Here is a 25161-nt window from a genome sequence, read left to right as displayed (position 1 = left end):
CGGCCCGCCCGCAACTTGGTTGTCTTGCTGTCGTCAACAAATTTGTTTTGTTGTCAGCAGCGAAGAATTGAATTCTAGCATCAAAATCAAGCTTATGACAAGCACCACACCACATTTTGTGAATTTGATGAGCGAGATCGTCGGCGAAGTCCAGGGCCACCGTGACGGGCATGGCTTTGTTGTGTCTGACGATGGAGCTGTCAGCATCTATCTGTCTCCCCAGGAAATGCGCAGCGTCCTGCACCGTGACCGCGTCAAAGTTCGGGTGTTGCGTTTTGACCGCAGAGGGCGACCCGAGGGGCAGGTTCTTGAAATCATGGAGCGTCGCAAGACCCCGATCATCGGCCGTTTGCTGAATGAGGGTGGGGTCTGGCTCGTGGCGCCAGAAGATCGCCGGTTTGGTCAGGACATCATCATCCCGGCCAAAGGCATCGCCAGCGCGCAGCCTGGGCAGGTTGTTTCCGTCGAGTTGACCGAGGTGCCTTCCTTGCATGCTCAGCCTGTTGGTCGGGTTGTCGAGGTGCTGGGCGGGATTGACGACCCCGGCATGGAAATCGAGATTGCCGTGCGCAAGTACGAGGTCCCGCATCGATTCAATGACGACGTGCTGGCCCAGGCGGCCAAGCTGCCTGAAAAATTGCGGCCTGCCGACAAGCGCAACCGCATTGATCTCACCGACGTGCCGCTGGTGACGATTGACGGGGAGGATGCCCGCGATTTCGACGATGCGGTTTACTGCGAACCTGCTGTGGTTGGTCGTGGCAAGAAGCCCAACGGCTGGCGTCTGATTGTCGCCATTGCGGATGTCAGCCACTACGTGAAGCCTGGTGATCCGCTGGATCGCGATGCCTACGAGCGCGCCACATCGGTTTATTTTCCCCGCCGCGTCATTCCCATGCTGCCGGAGAAGTTGTCCAACGGGCTGTGCTCGCTGAACCCCGAGGTCGAGCGCCTGTCTATGGTGTGCGACATGCTGATCTCCGCGGAAGGGGAGATCCATGCTTATCAGTTTTATCCGTCGGTCATCTGTTCGCATGCCCGCTTGACGTACAACGAGGTTGCCTCGATTCTTGGTAACACGCGCGGGCCGGAAGCGCTGCGGCGCGCTGCGGTAGTGCCGCATCTGCTCGATCTGCACGATGTTTATCGCGCCTTGCTGAAGGCGCGGGCCAAGCGGGGGGCAGTTGATTTCGACACGACTGAAACGCAAATTGTCTGTGACGAGAATGGACGCATTGCCAAGATCGTTCCGCGTGTCCGCACAGAAGCCCACCGTCTGATCGAGGAGGCCATGCTGGCTGCCAATGTGTGCTCGGCAGATTTCATCATGCGCGCCAAGCAGCCCTCGCTGTTTCGGGTGCACGAAGGGCCGACGCCGGAGAAGCGATCCACCCTGAAAAACTATCTGAAGGCTCTGGGGTTGGGCTTGAGTCTGAGTGAAGAGCCCACGCCAGGCGAATTCCAGGCGCTGGCGGAGGCCAGCAAAGGCCGCCCTGATGCGCAGCAGATTCATACCATGCTGCTGCGCTCTATGCAGCAAGCCATGTACACCCCGATCAACAGTGGTCACTTTGGTTTGGCCTACGAGGCCTACACCCACTTCACCAGCCCGATTCGGCGGTACCCGGACCTGTTGGTGCACAGGGTGATCAAGGCCTTGCTTGGTAGCAGCCGCTACATCCTCAAATTGCCACCGGTGCAATCTTCTGTGGGGACATTCAAGGGGCGGCCTGGTTCGAGGGGTGGTCAAAGCAAGGGCTTGCCGCCGGCGCCAACGAAGTCAACGATGCGGATCAAGTTGCCGCCGGAAGAGGTTGCGGCCTGGGAAACAGCCGGGATTCATTGCAGTGCCAATGAGCGTCGTGCCGACGAGGCGTCTCGTGATGTCGAGGCGTGGCTCAAGTGCATGTACATGCGTGAGCGTCTGGGTGAAGAGTATGGTGGCACGGTCAGCGCGGCAACCAGCTTCGGTTTGTTTGTTCAGTTGGACAGCTTGTATGTCGAGGGGCTGATTCACATCACGGAATTGGGTGGGGAGTATTTCCGTTTTGATGAGGCTCGCCAGGAGTTGCGAGGCGAGAGAACCGGGGTGCGTTATGGCGTGGGCACCCGTGTGCGCGTACAGGTCAGTCGCGTCGATCTGGATAGCCGCAAGATCGATTTCCGCCTGGTGAAAGAGGGGGAGGGTGGCTCGACTCAGGCATCATCCGCGTCCTCGGGCCGCAAGAAGCCTCGCATGTTGAATCCTGAGTGGGATGGCGCTGGCAGCCCGCAGGACGAGTTGCTGGAGGTTCAGCGTACGGACCGGGAGGTCAAGCGCGCAGCCAAACGCGCGGCGAAGAAAGTGCCGGCTCGATCGTCCGGCGGAAGTTCACCCAATGCGGCTGGCGCGAAGACGTCCACAGGCAAGGCGTCGGGGCGAAAGTCAAGCCGCAAGCGGTAAAGGCTCGCTAACGTGCTACAATCTTTAGGTTTGACCGAAATGGTTCGGCCAAATTAATCGCGAAGCCGGCACGACCAAGGTGTTGCAGCGTTCAGCTGCGATATTTGCCGGACTTCTAGACCAAACCTCTGGAGCAAAAAAATGGCAGTGTCCATGCGTGAAATGCTGGAAGCTGGTGTGCACTTCGGCCACCAAACCCGCTTCTGGAACCCCAAGATGGCCCCCTTCATCTTCGGGCATCGCAACAAGATTCACATCATCAACCTCGAAAAGACGCTGCCCGCGTTTGAAGAGGCCATGAAGTTCGTGCGCCAGCTGTCGGCTCGCCGCGGCACCATCATGATGGTGGGTACCAAGCGTCAAGCACGTGAATTCGTCGCTGCAGAAGCTCTGCGCGCTGGCGTGCCTTTCGTTGACCAGCGCTGGCTGGGTGGCATGCTGACCAACTTCAAGACCGTCAAGGGTTCCCTGAAGAAGCTCAAGGACATGCAAGCTCAAGTTGAAACCGGTCTGGAACAACTGAGCAAGAAGGAAGGCCTGCTGTTCCAACGTGAACTGGCCAAGCTGGAAAAGGATATCGGCGGCATCCAGGACATGGCTGCTCTGCCGGACGCCCTGTTCGTGATCGACGTTGGCTATCACAAGATTGCCATCGCTGAAGCCAAGAAGCTGGGCATTCCCGTGATCGGCGTGGTGGACACCAACCACTCGCCCGAAGGCATCGACTACGTGATCCCTGGCAACGATGACTCCGCCAAGGCTGTGGCTCTGTACGCCAAGGCTGTGGCTGACGCCGTGCTGGAAGGCCGCGCCAACGCCGTCAACGACGTGGCGCAAGCCGCTACCGGCGACGACGAGTTTGTGGAAGTCAACGAAGCGGCCTGATCGCCTCTGAGCCACACACACAGGGGGCTGATTCAGCCCCTTTTTTACAACAAATTCTGAAAATGTCGCGGTGATGACACCGCGCCTGAACTAAACGGAGAAAGTTATGCCCGCAATCACCGCCAGTATGGTTGCCGAACTGCGCGCCAAGACCGACGCACCCATGATGGAGTGCAAGAAGGCTCTGACGGAAGCCGATGGCGATTTCGCCAAGGCTGAAGAAATCCTGCGCGTCAAGCTGGGTAGCAAGGCTTCGAAGGCCGCTTCCCGCGTGACGGCTGAAGGTGTGGTGGCTTCCACGGTGGACGGCGCAACTGGCGCCCTGGTCGAAATCAACTGCGAAACCGACTTCGTGTCCAAGAACGATTCGTTCCTGGCTTTCGCCAAGTCGGTCGCTCAGTTGATCGCCCAGAACAACCCTGCTGATGTGGCCGCCATCGCTGATCTGCCGCTGTCGCAAGACGGCTTTGGCCCGACCGTGGAAGAAGTCCGCAAGGGTCTGATCGGCAAGATCGGTGAAAACATGTCGATCCGTCGCTTCAAGCGTTACGCTGCTGGCGGCAAGCTGGCTACTTACCTGCACGGTAGCCGCATTGGCGTGATCGTCGAGTTCGACGGTGATGATGTGGCTGCCAAGGACGTGGCCATGCACATCGCTGCCATGAAGCCGGTTGCACTGTCCTCCGCTGACGTGCCTGCCGATCTGATCGAGACCGAGCGCAGTGTCGCTACGGCCAAGGCTGCCGAATCTGGCAAGCCTGCTGACATCGCCGCCAAGATGATTGAAGGCGCTGTGCAGAAGTACCTGAAGGAAGTCTCTCTGCTGAACCAGGTCTTCGTGAAGGCTGCAGACGGCAAGCAATCCGTCGAGCAATACCTGAAGGGCGCCAACACCGCCGTGAAGGGCTTCACCATGTTCGTGGTGGGTGAAGGCATCGAGAAGAAGCAAGACGACTTCGCTGCTGAAGTGGCCGCCACCATGGCCGCTGCCAAGGGTCAGTAAACCCGATGGTTGCGCGGGAAGGGAACTTCCCGCGCGGCTTTGCCTCTCAAGCAGGCGCATCGAGCCACGTTCATGCGCCCACAACAATAAGCTGCAAGGACGATCGCATGCCAGCCTACAAGCGCATTCTGCTGAAACTCTCGGGTGAGGCCCTCATGGGCGACGATGCATACGGCATCAACCGTGCAACCATTGTTCGCATGGTCAAGGAGATTCAGGAGATCACGGCGCTGGGTTGTGAGGTCGCGGTCGTGATTGGCGGTGGCAATATCTTCCGTGGTGTGGCTGGCGGCTCAGTCGGTATGGACCGGGCCACTGCCGACTACATGGGCATGCTGGCGACGGTGATGAACTCGCTGGCTCTGGCAGACACCATGCGCCAGGAAGGCATGACCGCTCGCGTGATGTCTGCCATCAGCATCGAGCAGGTTGTCGAGCCCTATGTGCGGCCCAAGGCCTTGCAGTATCTGGAAGAGGGCAAGGTGGTCATCTTTGCCGCAGGCACAGGCAATCCCTTCTTCACCACGGATACCGCGGCTGCCTTGCGTGGCGCGGAAGTCGGTGCGGAGGTGATGCTGAAGGCCACCAAGGTCGATGGGGTCTATACCGCCGACCCGAAGAAGGATCCCGAGGCTGTGCGCTACAGCTCGATCACCTTCGACGAAGCCTTGATCAAGAATCTTCAGGTTCTGGATGCGACGGCATTTGCCCTGTGTCGCGATCAGAATCTGCCCCTGAAGGTGTTTTCCATCTTCAAGCCCGGCGCGCTCAAGCGCGTGGTGATGGGCGAAGATGAAGGCACCCTGGTTCACGTGTGATCCGGAGCACTCCATGAGCATTGCAGACATCAAGAAAACCGTCGAGCACAAGATGCTCAAGTCGGTTGAAGCGTTCAAGAATGAACTGGCCAAGATCCGCACGGGTCGGGCCCACCCCGGCATCCTCGATCAGGTCCACGTCGAGTACTACGGCTCGATGGTGCCGGTCAGTCAGGTTGCCAACGTGACCCTCATCGACGCGCGCAACATCAGCGTGCAGCCATGGGAAAAGGGTCTTGGCCCGAAGATCGAGAAGGCCATTCGAGAATCCGATCTGGGCTTGAATCCGTCGGCTCAAGGTGACCTGATTCGTGTCCCGATGCCGCCGCTGACCGAAGAACGCCGTCGTGACCTGACCAAGGTGGTTCGGGGTGAAGGCGAAGATGCCAAGGTGGCGGTGCGCAACCTGCGCCGCGATGCCAATGAACAGGCCAAGCGTCTGCTCAAGGACAAGGAAATCACTGAAGACGACGAGCGTCGTTCTCAGGATGACATCCAGAAGCTGACCGACCGTACCATCGCCGAGATCGACAAGCTGGTGCAAGGCAAGGAAGCTGAAATCCTCGCTGTCTGACCAGGTGTCGGCACATGTCACCGCGTTGGGGTTGCTGCCGGGATGCCGGTGTGTGACTCCACGCGTCAGGAGGCGGATCGTCCGCCTCTTTTTATTTCTGTAATGTCTTAGACCATGGCTCAGCCCCCAACATTTGAGACCGTTCCCCGTCATGTGGCCATCGTCATGGACGGTAACGGCCGATGGGCGCGCAAACGCATGATGCCGCGCGGCGTGGGGCACAAGGCTGGCGTGGATGCGCTGGTTTCGGTTGTGCAAGCCAGTGTCGACCGCGGTATCGAGTACCTGACGGTGTTTGCATTTTCTTCCGAGAACTGGAAGCGACCAGAGGAAGAGGTCTCCGGCCTGATGAGTCTGTTGTTGGTGGCCGTTGCCAAGCACCTCACGAAGCTGTGTGCCGATGGCGTGCGGATTCGCATCGCGGGCGATCTGGAGAATGTGTCGCCCAAGATTCGCGATGCATTGCTGGACGCTCAGGCCAAGACTGCGGCCAATTCCAGATTGACCTTGACCGTGGCCTTCAATTACGGCGGGCGCTGGGACATCGTGCAGGCATGCCAGAAAGCGATGCGCGACGGCCTGGCTGCCGCACAGTTGGATGAGGCGGCCTTGTCCTCCTATATGACGATGGCTTATGCGCCAGACCCTGATCTGCTGATTCGCACCGGAGGCGAGGTGAGGCTTTCCAACTTCCTGTTGTGGCAGTCTGCGTATGCCGAGCTGTATTTTTCCGACTGTCTCTGGCCAGACTTTGACGCCAGCCAACTTGATCAGGCGCTGTCGACCTTCGCGCAACGCGAGCGCCGTTTTGGCGACGTTGGCGAGTCAGGGCAGGGGGCTGGCGCACTGGGTGGGGCAGTAGGCTCAACCGATCAACCTTCAGGGCACTGAACGACATGCTCAAACAACGCGTCATCACCGCGCTCATCCTGGTAGCCATCTTGCTACCCTGTCTCGCTGTGCAAGCGCTCTGGCCATTTGCGCTGCTGAGCCTGCTGTTCATCAGCGCGGCTGGCTGGGAGTGGGCTCGACTCAATGAATGGCCGGGTGTGAGGGCTTGGTGGATGGCCGTTGTGGTTGCTCTGGCGGCCAATGCGCTGGCCCAGTCGTCGCATCTGGACCCCTGGGGCCTGGGTGCGTACGGCCCGGCTGAGCAGGCTGCAGCGCCTCATGTTCACCTGTCCGGGCTGCCGCTCGTCGGCTTCGTTGTGCCGTCGGTGGTTTGGTGGGTCGCTACCGCACTGTGGGTTTTGGGTGGTGCGGCCATGCTGCGCTTCGGTAACTCACACTGGAAGTGGGTCGCTTCCTCGTGGCGCGCGGTGCTCGGGGTCTGCATATTGACCATGGCGTGGTTGGCTCTTGTTGAGAGCAAGGCGCAAGGGCTCAATTTTCTGTTGTCGGTGTTTTGCCTGGTCTGGGCAGCCGATATCGGTGCCTATTTTGGCGGGCGTGCATTCGGAAAGCACAAGTTGGCGCCGACCATCAGCCCAGGCAAGAGTTGGGAAGGGGTGTGGTCGGGGATGTTGGCCGTGATGCTGCTCGCTTGTGTGTGGATCTGGATAGACCGCCATGTGGGCGTGGATTCGCCCAGTCTTTACAGTCATTTGCTCGCTGGATTGAATTGGTGGGGCATGATCGCAGCCTTGCTGGCTTTGACGGGCATGAGTGTGGTGGGTGATCTGTTTGAATCATTGGTCAAGCGACAGGCCGGCGCAAAAGACAGCAGTCAATTGCTGCCCGGGCATGGTGGAGTTCTGGATCGGATCGACGCACTGCTGCCTGTCTTCCCGATGTCGTTGGCTTTGATGTCTTTGTGTCATGGTTGAACTGAAGTCTCCCCTCCCGGAGGTGGCGCGCCAGCGCATCTGTGTGCTGGGATCGACTGGCTCGATCGGAACGAACACGCTGGATGTCTTGTCTCGACATCCAGGGCAATTTGAAGTGTTTGCACTGACGGGTGCCAGTCGTGTTGACGAACTCTTTGCGCAGTGCGTGCAATGGAGACCTCGGTTTGCGGTCATGCCCGACGTGACCCGTGCACGGGAACTGCGCAAGCGCCTGAGCGAGCAGGGATTGCAGACGGAAGTGCTCGATGGTGCCAAGGCGCTGTGCGAGGTGGCTGCGCACCCGGATGTGGATGTGGTGATGGCTGCCATCGTCGGGGCGGCCGGTCTGGCACCGTGTCTGGCTGCGGCACGCGCAGGCAAGCGTCTGCTGCTGGCCAACAAGGAGGCCTTGGTCGTAGGCGGGGCGTTCTTCATGGATGCCGTGACCCATTTCGGCGCAACGTTGCTACCTATAGACAGCGAGCATTCAGCCATTTTTCAATGCCTGCCCCAGGACCCGTCGACCTGGTCCGCACGCGTTGACCACATCATTCTGACCGCGTCGGGTGGTCCTTTCCGGCAGCGTGACCCGGCGACATTGTCCTCGGTGACACCGGAGGAGGCCTGCGCCCACCCCAATTGGGTCATGGGGCGCAAGATCTCCGTCGATTCAGCCACGATGATGAACAAGGCGCTTGAAGTCATTGAGGCGCGCTGGCTCTTTAACCTGGAGCCTGAACGCATCAAAGTGGTGTTGCATCCGCAGAGCATCATCCATTCGATGGTGGTTTGCCGTGACCATTCGATTCTGGCGCAATTGGGTACGCCCGATATGCGTGTGCCAATTGCCTACGGCCTGTCATGGCCGAATCGCATCGAATCCGGGGCGGATGTCCTCGACTTCTCCAGACTCAGCGCACTGACATTTGAAGAGGCTGACGCAACTCGCTTTCCAGGTCTGCAGTTGGCTTGGGCGACCTTGAAGGCCCCTGCGGGGTCGACAGCCATCCTGAACGCCGCCAACGAGGTCGCCGTAGAGTCGTTTTTGAATCGGCGTATCCGCTTCGACCAGATCCATGAGCTGAACGTCCGGACGCTGGATGCCGTTCATGCAGCTGCGGGCGAGTGTGCTTCGGTGCACGGTTTGCTTCAACTGGATGCGCGGGCACGCCGAGAAGCGGCCCGTCTGGTCTCAACCATGGTAGCCTGACGGCCGCTGTGTCGAACAGAGTCTGAGTCATGCTGTTAACCGTCCTCGCATTTCTGGTCACCATCGGTGTACTGGTGGTCATCCATGAATATGGCCACTACCGCGCCGCGGTGGCCTGCGACGTCAAGGTGTTGCGGTTTTCCGTCGGCTTCGGGCAGGTAATCTGGAGCCGCATGCGAGGTGAAACGGAATTTGTCGTGTCAGCCTTGCCTTTGGGCGGTTACGTCAAGATGCTGGATGAGCGTGAGGGCGCCGTCGCTCCCGCGGAGCGGGCTCGTGCGTTCAATCGCAAGACGCTCTGGCAGCGGGCGTTCATCGTGGCTGCGGGGCCCTGTGCGAATTTGTTGCTGGCTGTCTTGTTGTATGCCGGCGTGAACTGGGCTGGCGTGGACGAATTGCGTCCATGGTTGGGGCAACCTAAATCTACTTCCCTGGCGGAACAGGCTGGCCTGCGGGCTGGCGACGAGGTGTTGGCAGTAGCCAGGGTGCCGGCTGGTGCAGCCAGTGGTCATGAGCGAGAGTGGGAGCGTATTCGTTCCATCAGCGATCTGCAGTGGCAGTTCACCCAGGCTGCTTTGGATGGTGTGGATCTCGAACTGGATGTGGTGGCGGGGCGTGCTGACGAGGCCAGCCCGGCTGTTCAAGGTCATCGCATCCTGCGTTTGCGTACCAGTAGCATCCCCGCCGCAGAGGTGGACAGTCGACTGCTGGATCGGCTAGGGCTCAATGGCCCTTACGCTGAGCCTTTGATTGCCATGGTGCCGGCAGAAGGTCCTGCTGCGCAGGCTGGTCTGCGCGAAGGTGATCGCGTGTTGCAATTGAATGGCCGTATTCCGGTCGATGCCTCGCAATTGCGCCAGTGGATACGCGAAAGCCAGGATCATGGGCAAGCCAAGCCCGTCGACTTGCTCATTGAGCGCGGTACCCAGCGCTTGAACGTGACGGTGACCCCGGTGATCAAGACCATCCTGGGTGAGCAGATGGCTCGCATCGAGGCGGGCATTGGCGCACAGCCAGCCATCGTCAAGGTGCAATACGGTCCCATCGAAGGGGTGACCCGCGCCGTCAGGAAGACCTGGGATGTCTCCGCGATGAGCTTGGGCATGCTTGGCAAAATGCTGATCGGGCAAGCTTCCTTGAAAAACCTGTCGGGTCCCTTGACGATTGCAGATTATGCTGGGCGTACTGCTGAACTCGGGTGGGTGCATTATTTGGGGTTCCTGGCACTGGTGAGTGTCAGCCTCGGCGTATTGAATCTCTTGCCTTTGCCGGTGCTCGATGGTGGGCACCTCATGTATTATCTTTTCGAAGGATTGACTGGTCGGCCCATTTCACCGATGTGGCTGGAAAGACTGCAGCGTGGCGGCGTAGCCGTGATGTTGCTGATGATGTCCCTCGCTATTTACAACGACCTGGCTCGCTTGCTGGCCTCGCATTGATTTCTGCATGCAACTCCTCTCTTCGAACGTATTTCGGCTGAAGCCGACTCTGGTTGCCGCGATGGCCGCGGTGTCCATGTTCCACACCGCTGCCTTTGCGGTTGAGCCGTTTGTTCTCAAGGACATTCGGGTCGAAGGGCTGCAGCGTGCAGATGCCGGGACGGTGTTTGCATCGTTGCCGTTCCGTGTGGGCGACACCTACACGGACGACAAGGGCTCAACGGCGCTGCGCTCGCTGTTTGCAACAGGCCTTTTCAAGGATGCTCGCATCGAGATCGATGGCAAAGTCATCGTGGTGATCGTTGAGGAGCGTCCGGTGATCGCGAAGGTGGACTTCGTCGGCACCAAGGAATTCGACAAGGAAAATCTGGTCAAGGCCCTGAAGGATGTGGGTATCGGTGAGGGCCAGCCTTTCGACCGTGCCCTGGCAGATCGTGCCGAAACAGAGTTGAAGCGCCAGTATTTGTCGCGTTCGCTCTATGGCGTGGAAGTGGTCACCACCATCACGCCGATGGAGCGCAACCGTGTCAACGTCACTTTCACAGTGAACGAAGGCGAAACGGCCAAGATCAAGAGCATCCGAATCACGGGGACCAAGGCCTTCCCGGAAAGCACCTTGGTGTCCCAGATGGATCTGCGCACCGGTGGCTGGCTGACCTGGTACACCAAGGCAGATCAGTACGCGCGAGCCAAGTTGAATGCCGATCTGGAGCGCGTCAAGTCGTACTACATGAACCGTGGTTACCTCGAGTTCAAGATTGACTCGACACAGGTGGCGATTTCACCAGACAAGCAGGACATCTCGATCACCATCAATGTGACGGAAGGTCCGCTGTACACCGTCACTGGTGTGAAGCTTGACGGCGACTACCTGGGTAAGGATGATGAGTTCCGCTCGCTGGTGACAGTTCAGCCTGGCGAGGCCTATCGTGCAGAAGATGTGGCGTCGACCACCAAGGCATTCACGGACCGTTTCGCTGCATTCGGCTACGCCTTTGCACGTGTTGACTTCCGCCCGGAGATCAACCGGGAGAAGGGTACCGTCGTAGCCGTGTTCAACGCAGTCCCTCAGCGCCGTGTGTATGTGCGTCGAGTGAACGTGGCCGGTAACTCTCGGACGCGCGATGAGGTCATTCGCCGGGAGTTCCGTCAGTTCGAGTCGGCCTGGTATGACGGTCAGAAGATCAAGTTGTCGCGCGACCGTGTTGACCGCCTGGGCTACTTCAAGCAGGTCAGTGTCGACACGGTTGAAGTGCCTGGGACCCAGGATCAGGTCGACCTGACCGTGACAGTGGAAGAAAAACCAACCGGCAACCTGATGCTGGGCGCGGGCTTCTCCAGTTCGGAAAAGGTGTCGCTGACAGCCTCGATCAAGCAGGACAACATCTTTGGTTCGGGTAACTCGCTGGGGCTGGAAGTCAATACCAGCAAATACAACCGCGCCATCGTGCTGAGCACGGTCGACCCGTACTTCACCGATGACGGTATTTCTCGGTCATTCGACATCTTCTATCGGACGTCCAAGCCGCTGTCGAGTCAAGGTGGTGACTACGAAATCGAAACACCCGGTGTGGCCCTGCGTTTCGGGGTGCCGTTCACCGAATATGACACGGTGTTCTTCGGTATCGGTGCGGAACAAACCACCATCAAGGGCGATGTGGGCTTGCCTGAGAACTATCGCCACTACCGCGATCTGTTCGGCTCCACCAGTTCGTCCTTGCCTTTGACCGTGGGTTGGGCGCGTGACTCGCGCGACAGCGTGATCACACCGACACAGGGGCGCTATCAGCGCTTGAATTTGGAGTTGGGCGTCGCACTGGACACCCGCTACTTCAAGAGCAGCTACCAATTCCAGCAGTACATCCCATTGGGTGGTCAGTATGCCTACGGCTTCAACATGGAGTTGGGGTACGGCAAGGGGCTGGGGGGCAAGGAGTTCCCTGTTTTCAAGAACTTCTATGCCGGTGGCCTGGGCTCGGTGCGCGGCTTTGAGCAAAATACCCTGGGCCCCATGGACTTCAACGGCACCAGCGTTGGTGGCAGCCGCAAGTTCACCATGAACAACGAGTTGTATATTCCGTTCCCGGGGGCCGGTAATGATCGCTCCCTGCGGTTGTTCGGCTACTTTGATGCCGGTAACGTCTGGAACGACGAGATTGAAGACGAGCACAAAGGCTTGCGTGCTTCGGTCGGTATGGGCATCAGCTGGATCTCGCCAGTCGGGCCTCTCAAGCTGAGCTGGGGCCAGCCTGTGGTCAAGTACAGCACCGACAGCATTCAGAAGTTGCAGTTCCAGATTGGTTCGACGTTTTGATCCTGACTATGAAATTCTCTTTGAAGACTCTGTTGCCGGCAGCGGCCTTGCTGCTGGCTGCGGCCTGCGTGCAAGCACAGGATCTGAAAATCGGCTATGTGAATCTGGACAAGGTCTTGCGTGACTCTGCGCCCGCCAAGGCCGCTCAGGCCAAGCTGGAGCAGGAGTTCAGCCGTCGAGAGAAAGAGCTGGTTGACGGAACCCAGCGTCTGAAATCGGCATCGGATCGCTTTGACAAGGAAGGCCCGGCGCTGTCCGAGGCCGAGCGTGCCCGCCGTCAGCGCGACTTGGTTGAACAAGACCGTGAGATCAAGCGCAAGGGCCGTGAGTTTCAAGAAGATCTGGCTCAGCGCAAGAACGAAGAACTCAATGTGGTGCTCGATCGTGCCAACCGGGTGGTCCGACAGATATTCGATCAGGAGAAGTATGACCTGATCGTGCAGGAGGCTGTCTTTGCTGGCCCTCGCGTGGACATCACCGACAAGGTGATTCGAGCCCTGAACGGCGCAGGTAAGTGACCATGACCTCGCAGCAGCCCATGGGCAGCGGCGCCCTGGGGGCTACGCTGGGTGAGATTGTTTCGGCTTTGGGTGGTGAACTGGTCGGTGCGGCAGATCTGTGGGTCGCCACCATGGCTCCCCTGGAGACAGCCGGGAGCCAGAGCATCGCTTTTCTGGCCCACCCCAAGTACCGATCGCAACTGGAGTCGACACAAGCTGCTTGCGTGATCGTTGCTCCGGCACTGAAAGACGCCGCATGTGAGCGTGGCGCAGCGATCGTCACGCCTGACCCCTATCTTTACTTTGCCAGGCTGACCCAGTGGTGGGCGGCGCGAACTCGACCGGCGCCCAGTTGCGAGATCCACCCCTCCGCGGTCGTTGACCCCACCGCCGTGATTGGCGAGCGCGTCACAGTGGGCCCCTTGGCCGTTATCGAAGCCGGTGCGGTGATCGGTGATGACGCTGTGATCGGTCCGCACTGCGTGATCGGTCGCCATGCGCGGATTGGCGCATCGACCCGGCTGTCCGCCCATGTGGTGATCGGTTTTGATTGCACAGTTGGTGCCGCTTGCATTTTCCACAGCGGGGTCGTGATCGGTGCCGATGGTTTCGGTTTCGCACCCCATGAGGGCCAGTGGGTCAAGATCGAGCAGTTGGGTGCGGTTCGCATCGGTGACCATGTCGAAATCGGCGCCAACACCTGCATCGATCGAGGTGCTCTGGACGACACGGTGGTTGAAAACGGTGTCAAGCTGGACAACCTGGTTCAGATCGGCCACAACGTTCACATTGGCGAGCATGTAGCCATGGCCGGCTGTGCAGGTGTGGCCGGAAGTGCGAAAATCGGTGCCCATTGCACGGTGGGTGGTGCGGGCATGGTGCTGGGGCACCTGACGCTGGCCGAAGGCGTGCATGTGTCGTCCGGCACCCTGGTTACCCGTTCGATTCACAAGCCAGGGCTGTATACCGGTGTGTTCCCGTTCGACGAAAACGCAGCATGGGAAAAGAACGCCGCCACAGCTCGTCATTTGTATTCCATGAGAGATCGCTTGCGGGCGATCGAAAAACAGCTAAAAAACCATGACAACGATGGACATTCACAAGATTCTTGAAAAGCTTCCGCACCGTTACCCCATGCTGATGGTGGATCGGGTGCTGGAGATTGAAAAGAACGTTCGCATCCGGGCCATCAAGAACGTGAGCATCAATGAGCCGTTCTTTCAGGGGCATTTCCCTGGCCGTCCCGTGATGCCGGGTGTGATGATGCTGGAAGCCCTGGCGCAGGCTGCGGGCATTCTGGTGTTCGACGGCATGGGCATCAATGCTGACCAGAAGACCGTCTACTACTTCGTCGGTATCGATAACGCCCGCTTCAAGCGCCCGGTTGAGCCCGGTGATCAGCTGATCCTTGATGTCAAGGTCGAGCGTGCGAAGGCTGGCATCTACAAGTTCTCGGCCAAAGCTTTGGTTGGCGACGAGGTGGCTGTCGAGGCGCAGTTGATGTGCACACAGCGTACGGTGGGTTGAAGGGGGTAGCCATGGCTCAAATCCACCCGACGGCGCTGGTCGACCCAGCTGCCGAGCTGGGCAATGATGTGTCGATCGGTGCCTACACGATGGTGGGTCCCCATGTCCGTATCGGCGACGGAACCGTTGTCGGGCCGCATTGCGTGATCGAAGGCCACACGACGATCGGGCGCGAGAACCGGATTTTCCAATTCGCGTCCGTGGGTGCAGACCCCCAGGACAAGAAATACAAGGGTGAGCCGACGAAGCTCATCATTGGTGACCGCAACACGATCCGGGAGTTCACGACGTTCAACACAGGTACGGTCCAGGACAAGGGCCAGACACAGATCGGGGATGACAACTGGATCATGGCCTACGTTCACGTGGCGCATGACTGTGTGATCGGCAATGACAACACCATTGCCAACTCGGTGCAATTTGCTGGACACGTCACGGTGGGCCATCACACCCTGATTGGCGGCATGAGTGGCATCCACCAGTTTGTGCGCGTGGGTGATTACGCCATGCTGGGCTTCCAGACCCGTCTGTCTCAGGATTTGCCACCATTCGTGATGGCTGCGGGCAACCCTGGGGAAGTTCAGAACGTGCATCAGGAAGGCCCGCGTCGGCACGGCTACTCCGCAGAGCGCCTGAGCATGCTCAAGCAGATGTACAAGCTGCTGTACCGCAAGGGTTTGACGCTGGACGCGGCCAAGGCCGAAATCGAAGGGCTGCGCGGGCAGACGCCGGAGGCAGATGTCGATATCGACAACATGCTGACCTTCCTGGCGGAAGCGTCTCGCGGCATCGTGCGCTGAGCGGGTGATGCAAGCAAGGGATCCTTCCGGGGGGGCTGGGGCAACTCAGTCACCCCGTGTCGCCATGGTCGCGGGTGAGGCATCAGGTGACTTGCTTGCCAGCCTGTTGCTTGGTGGCATGAACGAGCGCTGGCCGGGGCTGCAGGCTGCGGGCATTGGTGGGCCGAACATGGCCCGGCAAGGCTTTGATGCCTGGTGGCCGCATGAGCGGCTGTCCGTTTTCGGTTTCGTGGATGCGTTGAAGCATTACCGCGAGATTGCCGGGATCCGTGATCAGCTTGCCCAACGTCTGCTCGATAGCCCTCCTGACGTTTTTGTCGGGGTGGATGCCCCGGACTTCAATCTGGGCCTGGAGGCGCGCCTGAAGTCGCGGGGTATCAAAACGGTCCATTTCGTCAGTCCTTCCATCTGGGCATGGCGGGGAGGGCGCATCAACAAGATCGCGCGCTCCGCGGATCACATCCTCTGCCTGTTCCCCTTCGAGCCGGAGATCTACCACGCCAAGGGCATTGCAGCGACTTATGTAGGGCATCCATTGGCTGATGCGATTCCGTTGATCCCGGATAAAGAGGGGGCCAGGCAGCGCTTGGGCTTTGCCGCGGCAGATCAAGTCGTGGCGGTGCTGCCAGGCAGCCGCCGTTCTGAAATTGCGCACATCGCTCCGACGTTTTTGCAGACTGTCGCGCTATTGAGTCGCCAGCATCCAAACCTGCGTTTTGTGCTGCCGGCGGTGCCCAGCCTGCGGAGCATGATCGACCCATTGGTGGCTCAGTACGCGCCAGATGCACCTCTGGCGGTTGTAGAGGGGCAGTCTCATGATGCATTGGCCGCTTGCGATGTCACGTTGATCGCCAGTGGCACGGCCACGCTGGAGGCGGCGCTTTTCAAGCGCCCGATGGTGATCGCCTACAAAGTGAGCCCACTGAGTTGGTTGCTGATGAAAAACCTGGGCTATTTGCCCTGGGTGGGCTTGCCGAATATCTTGCTGCGTGATTTTGCGGTGCCTGAGCGGCTGCAGCATGCAGCAACTCCAGCGCAGCTTGCGGCAGATATCATGGCCTGGCTGAATCAGCCTGAGCACGTAGCGGCCTTGCAGGTCCGCTTTGAGGCGCTGCATCACACTTTGCGCAGAGACACCGCTCGGTGCGCCACGGACGCCATTGCAGCGCTGCTTGGTGGAGGTGCGCATGTCTGAGCAAATGGGGTTGTCGTGGCAGGTTCATGCCCTGATGGCCGGTGTGGATGAGGCGGGGCGCGGGCCCTTGGCTGGGCCCGTGGTGGCTGCCGCCGTCATACTGGACGATCAGCAGCCCATTGCGGGGCTGGCTGACTCGAAGAAGCTGAGTGCCCGCCAGCGCGAGCGGCTGTTCGATGAGATCAGGTCCAAAGCCCTGTGCTTCTGCATTGCCGAGGCCTCGGTGGAGGAAATCGATCGCCTCAATATTCTGCAGGCGACCATGCTGGCGATGCGCCGCGCGGTGGAGGGCTTGAGACTCAAGCCCGGCATGGTGCTGGTCGATGGCAATCGCATTCCGGTGCTCAAGATCCCCGCTGAGGCCATTGTGAAAGGCGATGCGAAGGTGCCTGCCATTTCTGCAGCATCCATTCTGGCCAAGGTTCACCGTGACCGTTGGTGTGATGAATTGGATCTCGCTCATCCTGAATATGGCTTCGCAACCCACAAGGGCTACCCCACAGCAGACCACCTGGCAGCCTTGCGTGAACATGGACCGATCGCAGCCCACCGCCGAAGTTTCGGGCCGGTGAAGGCGGTGCTGAAGGACCCTGTTTGAGCCTCCCCGGATTTCGAAGAATCAGATGACTTCAGTTCAGCTCATCACGTCGCGAGACAACCCGACCATCCAGCGCCTGCGCAAGCTGGCCCAGGATCCGAATGCCTACCGCAAGCTGGGTGAAGTCTGGCTGGAGGGGGATCACCTGTGCTCTGCATGCCTGGAGCGGGGGCAGCAGGTGCCCGTGGCCGTCATTGCCGATGTGGCCTGGCTGGGCGAGCATGGTATGGGTAGCGGGGTAGACCCGCTGGCGGTCCGGTTGACCGAGTTGGCCCGGCAGGCAGCCAGGGTGGTGGTCGTGCCTCAGGCACTGTGGGCCACATTCTCTGGCCTGGAGTCTCCCGCGCGTCTGGGCTTTTTGCTTGCGCGCCCTATGGATGAAGCCCACTCCAGTTTGTTGTCCGGTGTGGCGACGGTGGTGTTGGACCGGGTTCAGGATGCGGGCAATGTGGGCAGCATCCTGCGCAGTGCTTCGGCCCTGGGTGTGAGGCAAGTCGTGGCCATGAAGGGCACCGCAGCGCTGTGGTCACCTAAAGTGCTGCGCGCTGGCATGGGGGCCCATTTTGCGTTGCATCTGGTGGAGCAGGTGCAGCCAGAAGATCTGGTCAGCCTGGGCGTGCAGATGATCGCCACCAGTTCCCATGCGGATCATGAACTGCACCAGGCGCCGTTGGCTGAGCCTTGCGCCTGGGTCATGGGGCATGAGGGGCAGGGCGTTGGCGAGGCATTGATGCGCCAATGCGCCTATACCGTGTCCATTCCCCAGCCGGGCGGAGAAGAGTCCTTGAATGTGGCGGCTGCCGCCGCCATTTGTCTTTACGAATCGCTGCGACGACGTCTGTCCTGATGAGTTGTCGGCGCGAACCAATTGCATTGTTTGGACTCATAGAAAGCATGAGTCGTCTGATCTGAAAGGAGTCTGTATGGATCGGTCAATGAAGCCCCTGGATGTCGTGTTCGGTGGCGCGTATGCCCAGCAGCGTCAGCGCGTGCTACGCAACACCTATGCGCTGCTCGCGCTGTCGATGGTGCCCACTGTGCTGGGGGCCTGGCTGGGCGTGGCGTTCAATTTCAGTCTTTTCTCTGGCAGCCCGCTGATTGGTTTCATGCTCTTCATGGGCATCTCTTTTGCCTTTTTCTTTGGCATTGAGAAATACAAGAACTCTGGCGTGGGTGTGCTGCTGCTGCTGGGCTTCACCTTTTTCATGGGGCTGATGCTGTCGCGCCTGATTGGCGCGGTGCTGGGCTTCAAGAATGGGGTTCAGCTGATCTCTCTGGCATTTGGTGGTACGGCCATGGTGTTCGCCGCCATGGCCTCGCTGGCATCGACCATCAAGCGTGATATTTCCAGCTGGGGCAAGTGGCTGTTCATGGGCGTTATCGTGCTGTTGCTGGCCGGTGTGGCCAACATCTGGCTGCAACTGCCGGCGCTCATGCTGGCCGTGTCGGCCATGGCAGTCGTGATTTTTTCAGCCTTCATCCTGTTCGATCTGAAGCGCATCGTGGATGGCGGCGAAACGAACTATGTGACCGCGACGCTGGCGGTTTACCTGGATGTCTACAACGTGTTCCAGTCGCTCTTGAGCATCCTTGGCGTGCTGGGCGGTGAGCGCGAGTAAGTGTCAGCTTGATCGCCCGTTGCCAGGTTCGGCGGCGGGCGATACCGAAAAGGCCGGCGAAGATCAGTATTCGTCTGAGCCGTAGCTGCCCGGCGCCAGGTTCTCGAATCGCGTGTTGGCCTTCATGAACCCAAGGTGAAGGCTGCCCACGGGGCCATTACGCTGTTTGCCGATGATGATCTCGGCCGTGCCGGGCACTTTGGACTCTTTGTTGTAGTACTCGTCCCGGTAGATGAACATGATGACGTCGGCATCCTGTTCGATGGCCCCAGACTCGCGCAGGTCGGACATCATCGGGCGTTTGTCCGGTCGTGTTTCCACCGAGCGGTTCAGCTGAGACAGGGCAATCACAGGGCACTGCAACTCTTTGGCGAGTGCCTTCAGCCCCCGGGAGATTTCACCGATCACCGTGGCACGGTTTTCTTCGCTGCTGCCGCCAGAGCCGCTCATCAGCTGCAGGTAATCGATGATGATCAGACCCAGCGTGCCGCCAAACTGGCGGGCCAGACGCCGGGCTCGGGATCGCAGCTCGTTGGGCGAGAGTGCCGGTGTTTCGTCGATGAACACATTGGCCTGCTGCAGCTTTTCAACCGTCTCGCTCAGGCGGCTCCACTCGTCGTTGGACAGATTGCCGGTTCGCAGGTTCTGCTGGTTGATGCGGCCGATGGAGCCGACCATCCGCAACGCTAACTGCGAGGCACCCATTTCCATGGAGAACACGGCGACGGGCAGCCCTTCGTTGACTGCGACGTTTTCGCCGATGTTCAGGGCAAAGGCTGTTTTACCCATGGAAGGGCGTGCAGCCAGAATGATCAAGTCGCCTTTTTGCAGGCCCGCGGTCATTTTGTCGAGATCGAAAAAACCGGTGCGCACGCCGGTGACATCTTCCGCGCCGTTGTCGGCCAGTTCCTGAACGCGATCAAGCAGGTCGACGACCAGCGAGGGCATGGCATGGAAGCCTGAGCGGCCCTTGTTGCCTTCTTCGCCAATCTTCAGGATCTTGCCTTCGGCTTCGTCGAGGATGGTGGAGACGTCCCGCCCTTGCGGATTGAGAGCGGAGGTGGCGATCTCGTCGCTGGCCGATACCAGTTTGCGCAAAACCGAACGCTCACGGACGATTTCCGCATAGCGGCGCATGTTGGCGGCGCTGGGAACCGATTGCGCCAGTGCGTTCAGATACGTCAGCCCGCCGACCTCTTTGTCCTTGCCCAGGGACTGCAGGTGCTCGAACACCGTGATCACGTCCGCAGGGCGTGAGGCGTTGACCAGGGTCTGGATGGCGGCGTAGATCAGTTGGTGCTCATGGCGATAGAAGTCGCTGTCATTGAGCAGGTCGGCCGCACGATCCCAGGCGCTGTTGTCAAGCAGCAGCCCCCCCAGAACGCTCTGTTCAGCCTCGATGGAATGCGGTGGCAGGCGCAGACGGGCCACTTCATCTTTGCTGAGATTGGCTGTGGCAGAAGGAAGGTCGGGGAAGACGGCAGACATACAGCGATGATACGTGGGCTAGCGGGATCCGCCTGTGGATAAGGCTGTGGGTAGCCGGGGGAAATGCTGGGGATCTGCGTGGACAACTTTCACGCGGCCCCAAATGAACAAAGCCGGCATCGGCCGGCTTTGTGTGCATCATCCGGGCAAGAAGCCCGGTTGAGCGTTGTCGATCAGGCGTGTTCGCCGATGACGGTGACGTTCACGTCAACGACCACGTCAGTGTGCAGAGCCACTTGAACGGTCGATTCGCTCACGGTCTTGATCGGACCGAAAGGCATGCGAACTTGTTGCTTGGCCACGTCGTAACCAGCAGCCTTCAGTGCGTCAGCGATGTCGTGGTTGGTCACGGAGCCGAACAGGCGACCGTCCACACCAGCCTTCTGGGTGATGCTGACCGACTTGCCGTTCAGGCGCTCGCCCAGGGCTTGGGCAGCAGCCAGCTTCTCGGCTTGAGCCTTTTCCAGCTCAGCACGACGGGCTTCGAATTCCTTGATGGCAGCAGCGGTGGCGCGACGAGCACGGCCCGATGGGATCAGGAAGTTACGAGCGTAGCCGTCCTTCACCTTGACGACATCGCCCAGGTTGCCCAGGTTGACAACTTTTTCGAGGAGGATGATTTGCATGTCGATGACTCCTTAGACCTTGTGCTGATCGCTGTAGGGCAGCAGTGCCAGGAAGCGGGCGCGCTTGATGGCGGTCGTCAGTTGACGTTGGTAGATCGCGCGGGTGCCGGTCAGGCGGGCGGGGATGATCTTGCCGTTTTCAGAGATGAAGTCACGCAGGGTGTCGACATCCTTGTAGTCGATTTCTTCGACGCCAGCCACGGTGAAGCGGCAGAAACGCTTGCGACGGAACAGCAGCGACTGCGTGTTGCGCTTGGTCTTGCGGTCCTTGGAGAACTTGCCGTTCTTGGAACGAGAGATAGCCATGATGACCTCTTTGTGTCCAGATAGATTCGTTAAATAGATTCGTTGAGTTCGGTGATGTGCAGCAGCACGCCACGTCCAGCTCGAGACATGCCCAGAAAACCTGTGACCCCGATGGGGCTACCGATTTCCATCTTGTTCAATTGCAGTGCAATCGGACCGATGGCCACTGACCTGATTTCCAGTGTCACCTTGCGGGAAGACTGGGCCTCTGTGACTTCAGACTCGTTTTTGAGTACGAGATCCAGGGCGGGTAGGCCGGCGGGGGTGTATCTCAGTGCCTTGCGTTCAATGATCTGGGCTGACAACAGCACGCGGTTCATGAACTGCAGACGTTACGGCTGGATGCCTTGCGGCATCAATCAGGCAGCAGCCTGCTCCTGCTGAGCAGCCTTGCGGGCCTCTTCACGCTCAACTTGCTTCATCATGATCGAAGGATTGGTATCAGCCTTCGACTTCTGGACCGTCAGGTGGCGCAGAACGGCGTCGTTGAACTTGAAGCCGGTTTCGAGCTCGGCCAGAACTTCCTTGGTCGTCTCGATGTTCAGGCACAGGTAGTGAGCCTTGGCCAGCTTGTTGATCTGGTATGCCAGTTGACGGCGACCCCAGTCTTCAACGCGGTGCACCTGGCCACCGTTGGAGGTGATCAGGGTCTTGTAGCGCTCCAGCATGGCCGGAACTTGTTCGCTTTGATCCGGGTGGATCAGCAGCACGATTTCATAGTGACGCATGGAAACTCCTTGTGGATTCCAGTTGATGGAAGCCGCCGCGAAGCGTCAAACCCGCAGACGGCAAGGGGACTCTTTCCACCCGAAAGTCATTAACTGACGGGTGAAAAGCTTTCGATTATATTACTTTTTTGCCAGTCGTTGCCAAGTGTCGTACACGGTGTCCGGATTCAGCGAGATGGACACGATGCCTTCGTCGGCCAGCCAGTCAGCGAAATCAGGGTGATCGCTGGGGCCTTGACCGCAGATGCCGACGTATTTGCCGGTGGCGCGGCAGGCTGCGATGGCGCGCGAAATCATGGCCTTCACGGCCGGATCACGCTCGTCGAAGTCTTGTGCCAGCAGTTCGAGACCGGAGTCACGGTCGAGGCCCAGTGTGAGCTGGGTCAGGTCGTTCGAGCCAATGGACATGCCGTCGAAGAACTCGAGGAACTGCTCGGCGAGGATGGCGTTGGAGGGCACTTCACACATCATGATGACGCGCAGGCCATCTGCGCCGCCCTTGGCGCCACGGATCAGACCGTGGTCGGCCAGCATGTTGGTCACACGCTCAGCCTGCTTCAGGGTGCGCACGAAGGGCACCATGATCTCGACGTTGGTCAGGCCCATGTCGATGCGCACCCGCTTGAGGGCTTCGCATTCCATGGCAAAGGCTTCGCCAAAGTCTTCGCTGATGTAGCGAGACGCACCGCGGAAGCCCAGCATGGGGTTTTCTTCCTCGGGCTCATAGCGCGAGCCACCAATCAGCTTCTTGTACTCGTTGGACTTGAAGTCGGACAGGCGGACGATGACGGGCTTGGGCCAGAAAGCCGCAGCGATGGTCGCGATGCCTTCGGCCAGCTTGTCGACGTAGAACGCGCGGGGGCTGGCATGGCCACGGGCCACCGACTCGACGGCTTTCTTCAGGTCGCTGTCGACATTCGGATAGTCGAGGATGGCCTTCGGGTGCACGCCAATGTTGTTGTTGATGATGAACTCGAGGCGAGCCAGACCCACGCCGCTGTTGGGCATCTGGGCAAAGTCGAACGCCAGTTGGGGATTGCCCACGTTCATCATGATCTTGACGCCGACGTGCGGCATTTCGCCACGAGTCACTTCGGTGACTTCGGTTTCCAGCAGGCCGTCGTAGATGAAGCCGGTATCGCCTTCAGAGCAGGCCACGGTCACCAGGGCGCCGTCCTTCAGTCGCTCGGTTGCGTCGCCACAACCTACCACGGCAGGGATGCCCAATTCGCGCGCAATGATGGCGGCGTGGCAGGTACGACCACCGCGGTTGGTGACGATGGCACTGGCGCGCTTCATCACGGGTTCCCAGTTGGGGTCCGTCATGTCGGTGACCAGGACGTCACCAGGTTGCACGCGGTCCATTTCGGTGATGGAGTGCACCAGACGAACAGGGCCGGTGCCGATCTTTTGACCAATGGCGCGGCCTTCGGCCAGCACGGTGCCGGTGCTCTTGAGCTTGAAGCGCTGCTCGGACTGGCCGGTTTGCTGGCTCTTCACCGTTTCAGGGCGTGCTTGCAGGATGTAGAGCTTGCCGTCGATGCCGTCCTTGCCCCACTCGATGTCCATCGGGCGGCCATAGTGCTCTTCGATGATCAGTGCGTACTTGGCCAGCTCGGTGACGTCGTCGTTGGTCAGGCTGTAACGGTTGCGTGCTTCGACCGTGGTGTCGACGGTCTTGACCAGCTTGCCGGTGGCGGCCTTTTCTTCCGGGGTGCTGAACTCCATCTTGATCAGCTTGGAACCCAGGTTGCGGCGGATGACGGCTTGCTTGCCGGCTTTCAATGCTGGCTTGTGAGCATAGAACTCGTCAGGGTTGACGGCACCTTGCACCACGGTTTCACCCAGGCCGTAGCTGGAGGTGATGAACACCACATCGGGGAAGCCCGATTCGGTGTCGATGGTGAACATCACGCCAGCGGCGCCCAGGTCCGAGCGCACCATGCGCTGCACACCGGCAGACAGGGCTACCACGTCATGGGCAAAGCCCTTGTGCACACGGTAGGAAATGGCGCGGTCGTTGTACAGCGAGGCGAACACTTCCTTCATCTTGTGGAGGATGTCTTCGATGCCGACGACGTTCAGGAAGGTTTCCTGTTGGCCTGCAAACGATGCATCGGGCAGGTCTTCTGCGGTGGCCGACGAGCGCACTGCAAAGGACGCTTCGAGGTTGTCGCCTGCGAGCGTGACGAAGGCGTCGCGGATGGCTTTTTCCAGATCGGCAGGGAAGGGCTGTGCTTCAACCCAGCCGCGGATTTCTGCACCAGCGGCAGCCAGGGCGCGGACATCTTCGGTGTCGAGGGTGGCCAGACGTTGGCTGATGCGGTCCGACAGGCCGTCGTGCTTGAGGAACTCGCGGAAGGCGTGAGCCGTCGTCGCAAAACCTGTAGGCACACGTACACCGTTGGGCAACTGGGAGATCATTTCACCCAGGCTGGCATTTTTGCCGCCGACGACTTCGACGTCGGACATGCGCAATTGTTCGAAGGGCACGACCAAAGCGGTCGGCTCGAAGCGTTGAGACATTACAAACTCCAGATAGTAAAAAATTCGGGTTGGCTGACGGAGTCGACTGGGTGTTGTTGTTCTGGTCGACGGTGTCTGGCTGCAACGATTGGCGAGGATTTTAGGCGCAAGGCGGGCCTGGCGGTGGTCATGGGCTCGTAAAACCATGTCATCCGGGGTTTTCGGACGAATTGCCCTCGTGCTGGCAGGGTTTTATGGGTGCGATCTGCGCCTGAGTTCGATCTTGTTTAGCATTTCCATCAATTCAATTGTACACAATTGAATTGATGGAAAGTCAAATGAAAGGTACTGACATGAGCACCCCAACGATTCTCAAGCAAGTCATTTACACCGCCCACGCAACCGCTACCGGCGGACGTGACGGGCGAGCAGTGAGTAACGACCGTCGACTCGATGTGGCTCTGGCTCGCCCCGTCGAAATGGGCGGCAAGGGCGATGGCACAAACCCTGAGCAATTGTTTGCTGCAGGCTACGCAGCCTGCTTCATTGGCGCAATGGGCTTTGTGGCTGGCCAACAAAAGAAGTTGTTGCCGGCAGGCACGCAGATCCAGTCTGCCGTGGGCATCGGCCCGACGGACAAAGGGTTCGGCATTGCCGTGACGCTGAATATCCATGTCCCCGAGTGGCCACGTGACGTCGCAGAAGCGCTGGTGGCGGCCGCGCATCAGGTCTGCCCCTACTCGAACGCAACACGGGGCAATATCGAGGTGACATTGAACCTCGTTTGACCTTCAGG

Annotated in this window: 25 protein-coding genes; 19 read left to right on the top strand and 6 right to left on the bottom strand. The window is 59.5% G+C overall.

Annotated features, from left to right (window positions below):
- The first annotated feature begins 127 nt into the window (after positions 1-127).
- The 18 genes from rnr (at position 128) to ACE3PH_RS10780 (ending at position 18751) form a co-directional block, all read left to right on the top strand.
- Entirely contained in the window at positions 128-2443 is a 2316-nt protein-coding gene (rnr, locus tag ACE3PH_RS10865; RefSeq protein ID WP_374318795.1) for a ribonuclease R, read from the top strand.
- A 141-nt stretch (positions 2444-2584) separates the two neighbouring features.
- Positions 2585-3328 carry a 30S ribosomal protein S2 gene (gene rpsB, locus ACE3PH_RS10860; protein ID WP_374318793.1) on the top strand — a complete coding sequence of 248 codons (744 nt, stop codon included), beginning with the start codon at positions 2585-2587 and terminating at the stop codon, positions 3326-3328.
- 106 nt (positions 3329-3434) lie between these two features.
- Complete coding sequence (tsf, locus tag ACE3PH_RS10855) at positions 3435-4331, top strand: translation elongation factor Ts (RefSeq protein WP_374318791.1); 897 nt, start codon at positions 3435-3437, stop codon at positions 4329-4331.
- Positions 4332-4438: 107 nt separating this feature from the next.
- Entirely contained in the window at positions 4439-5149 is a 711-nt protein-coding gene (gene pyrH, locus ACE3PH_RS10850; protein ID WP_374318789.1) for a UMP kinase, read from the top strand.
- Positions 5150-5162: 13 nt separating this feature from the next.
- Positions 5163-5723, top strand: coding sequence for a ribosome recycling factor (frr, locus tag ACE3PH_RS10845; RefSeq protein ID WP_374318787.1), 561 nt, complete (start codon positions 5163-5165; stop codon positions 5721-5723).
- 114 nt (positions 5724-5837) lie between these two features.
- The gene (gene uppS / locus ACE3PH_RS10840) at positions 5838-6614 is read left to right on the top strand and encodes a polyprenyl diphosphate synthase (RefSeq protein WP_374318784.1); all 777 of its coding nucleotides are present in this window, start codon (positions 5838-5840) and stop codon (positions 6612-6614) included.
- Between the two features lie 5 nt (positions 6615-6619).
- Positions 6620-7549 (top strand): phosphatidate cytidylyltransferase, encoded by a 930-nt coding sequence (locus ACE3PH_RS10835; protein WP_374318782.1) that lies wholly within the window; start codon positions 6620-6622, stop codon positions 7547-7549.
- Positions 7542-8759 carry a 1-deoxy-D-xylulose-5-phosphate reductoisomerase gene (gene ispC / locus ACE3PH_RS10830; RefSeq protein WP_374318780.1) on the top strand — a complete coding sequence of 406 codons (1218 nt, stop codon included), beginning with the start codon at positions 7542-7544 and terminating at the stop codon, positions 8757-8759. The genes ACE3PH_RS10835 and ispC overlap by 8 nt, the downstream gene beginning before the upstream one ends.
- Before the next feature lie 29 nt (positions 8760-8788).
- Positions 8789-10198 (top strand): RIP metalloprotease RseP, encoded by a 1410-nt coding sequence (rseP, locus tag ACE3PH_RS10825; protein ID WP_374318775.1) that lies wholly within the window; start codon positions 8789-8791, stop codon positions 10196-10198.
- A gap of 7 nt (positions 10199-10205) precedes the next feature.
- Positions 10206-12512 carry an outer membrane protein assembly factor BamA gene (gene bamA / locus ACE3PH_RS10820; RefSeq protein WP_374318773.1) on the top strand — a complete coding sequence of 769 codons (2307 nt, stop codon included), beginning with the start codon at positions 10206-10208 and terminating at the stop codon, positions 12510-12512.
- An 8-nt stretch (positions 12513-12520) separates the two neighbouring features.
- Positions 12521-13030 (top strand): OmpH family outer membrane protein, encoded by a 510-nt coding sequence (locus ACE3PH_RS10815; RefSeq protein ID WP_374318771.1) that lies wholly within the window; start codon positions 12521-12523, stop codon positions 13028-13030.
- A 35-nt stretch (positions 13031-13065) separates the two neighbouring features.
- Entirely contained in the window at positions 13066-14124 is a 1059-nt protein-coding gene (gene lpxD / locus ACE3PH_RS10810; protein ID WP_374319006.1) for a UDP-3-O-(3-hydroxymyristoyl)glucosamine N-acyltransferase, read from the top strand.
- Positions 14102-14539: a 3-hydroxyacyl-ACP dehydratase FabZ gene (gene fabZ / locus ACE3PH_RS10805; RefSeq protein ID WP_374318769.1), complete on the top strand. Its 438-nt coding sequence runs from the start codon at positions 14102-14104 to the stop codon at positions 14537-14539. Before lpxD ends, fabZ begins: the two co-directional genes overlap by 23 nt.
- A gap of 11 nt (positions 14540-14550) precedes the next feature.
- Positions 14551-15339, top strand: coding sequence for an acyl-ACP--UDP-N-acetylglucosamine O-acyltransferase (gene lpxA / locus ACE3PH_RS10800; protein ID WP_374318767.1), 789 nt, complete (start codon positions 14551-14553; stop codon positions 15337-15339).
- A 7-nt stretch (positions 15340-15346) separates the two neighbouring features.
- The gene (gene lpxB, locus ACE3PH_RS10795) at positions 15347-16534 is read left to right on the top strand and encodes a lipid-A-disaccharide synthase (RefSeq protein WP_374318765.1); all 1188 of its coding nucleotides are present in this window, start codon (positions 15347-15349) and stop codon (positions 16532-16534) included.
- Positions 16527-17132, top strand: a complete 606-nt coding sequence (rnhB, locus tag ACE3PH_RS10790; protein ID WP_374318763.1) for a ribonuclease HII — start codon at positions 16527-16529, stop codon at positions 17130-17132. The genes lpxB and rnhB overlap by 8 nt, the downstream gene beginning before the upstream one ends.
- 25 nt (positions 17133-17157) lie before the next feature.
- Entirely contained in the window at positions 17158-17979 is an 822-nt protein-coding gene (locus tag ACE3PH_RS10785) for a TrmH family RNA methyltransferase (RefSeq protein ID WP_374318761.1), read from the top strand.
- An 88-nt stretch (positions 17980-18067) separates the two neighbouring features.
- Positions 18068-18751 carry a Bax inhibitor-1 family protein gene (locus ACE3PH_RS10780; RefSeq protein ID WP_374318759.1) on the top strand — a complete coding sequence of 228 codons (684 nt, stop codon included), beginning with the start codon at positions 18068-18070 and terminating at the stop codon, positions 18749-18751.
- A gap of 63 nt (positions 18752-18814) precedes the next feature.
- Here the strand turns inward: ACE3PH_RS10780 and dnaB are convergent, their stop codons facing one another.
- The 6 genes from dnaB to ppsA form a co-directional block, all read right to left on the bottom strand.
- Positions 18815-20239, bottom strand: coding sequence for a replicative DNA helicase (dnaB, locus tag ACE3PH_RS10775; RefSeq protein WP_374318757.1), 1425 nt, complete (start codon positions 20237-20239; stop codon positions 18815-18817).
- Positions 20240-20412: 173 nt separating this feature from the next.
- Complete coding sequence (gene rplI, locus ACE3PH_RS10770; protein ID WP_374318755.1) at positions 20413-20865, bottom strand: 50S ribosomal protein L9; 453 nt, start codon at positions 20863-20865, stop codon at positions 20413-20415.
- Positions 20866-20877: 12 nt separating this feature from the next.
- Positions 20878-21171 carry a 30S ribosomal protein S18 gene (gene rpsR / locus ACE3PH_RS10765; RefSeq protein WP_374318753.1) on the bottom strand — a complete coding sequence of 98 codons (294 nt, stop codon included), beginning with the start codon at positions 21169-21171 and terminating at the stop codon, positions 20878-20880.
- Between the two features lie 29 nt (positions 21172-21200).
- The gene (gene priB / locus ACE3PH_RS10760) at positions 21201-21491 is read right to left on the bottom strand and encodes a primosomal replication protein N (protein ID WP_374318751.1); all 291 of its coding nucleotides are present in this window, start codon (positions 21489-21491) and stop codon (positions 21201-21203) included.
- Positions 21492-21530: 39 nt separating this feature from the next.
- Positions 21531-21899, bottom strand: a complete 369-nt coding sequence (gene rpsF, locus ACE3PH_RS10755) for a 30S ribosomal protein S6 (protein WP_374318749.1) — start codon at positions 21897-21899, stop codon at positions 21531-21533.
- A 120-nt stretch (positions 21900-22019) separates the two neighbouring features.
- Positions 22020-24425 carry a phosphoenolpyruvate synthase gene (ppsA, locus tag ACE3PH_RS10750; RefSeq protein WP_374318747.1) on the bottom strand — a complete coding sequence of 802 codons (2406 nt, stop codon included), beginning with the start codon at positions 24423-24425 and terminating at the stop codon, positions 22020-22022.
- Positions 24426-24718: 293 nt separating this feature from the next.
- Between ppsA and ACE3PH_RS10745 the strand changes: the two genes are divergently transcribed.
- Entirely contained in the window at positions 24719-25153 is a 435-nt protein-coding gene (locus ACE3PH_RS10745) for an organic hydroperoxide resistance protein (RefSeq protein WP_374318745.1), read from the top strand.
- The last annotated feature ends 8 nt before the right edge of the window (positions 25154-25161 follow it).

Source organism: Aquabacterium sp., assembly GCF_041909175.1.
In the GTDB taxonomy this organism is placed as follows: Bacteria; Pseudomonadota; Gammaproteobacteria; order Burkholderiales; family Burkholderiaceae_C; genus Aquabacterium.
The sequence above is the reverse complement of the archived record's forward strand: the minus strand, read 5'-3'. Positions and strand labels throughout refer to the sequence as shown.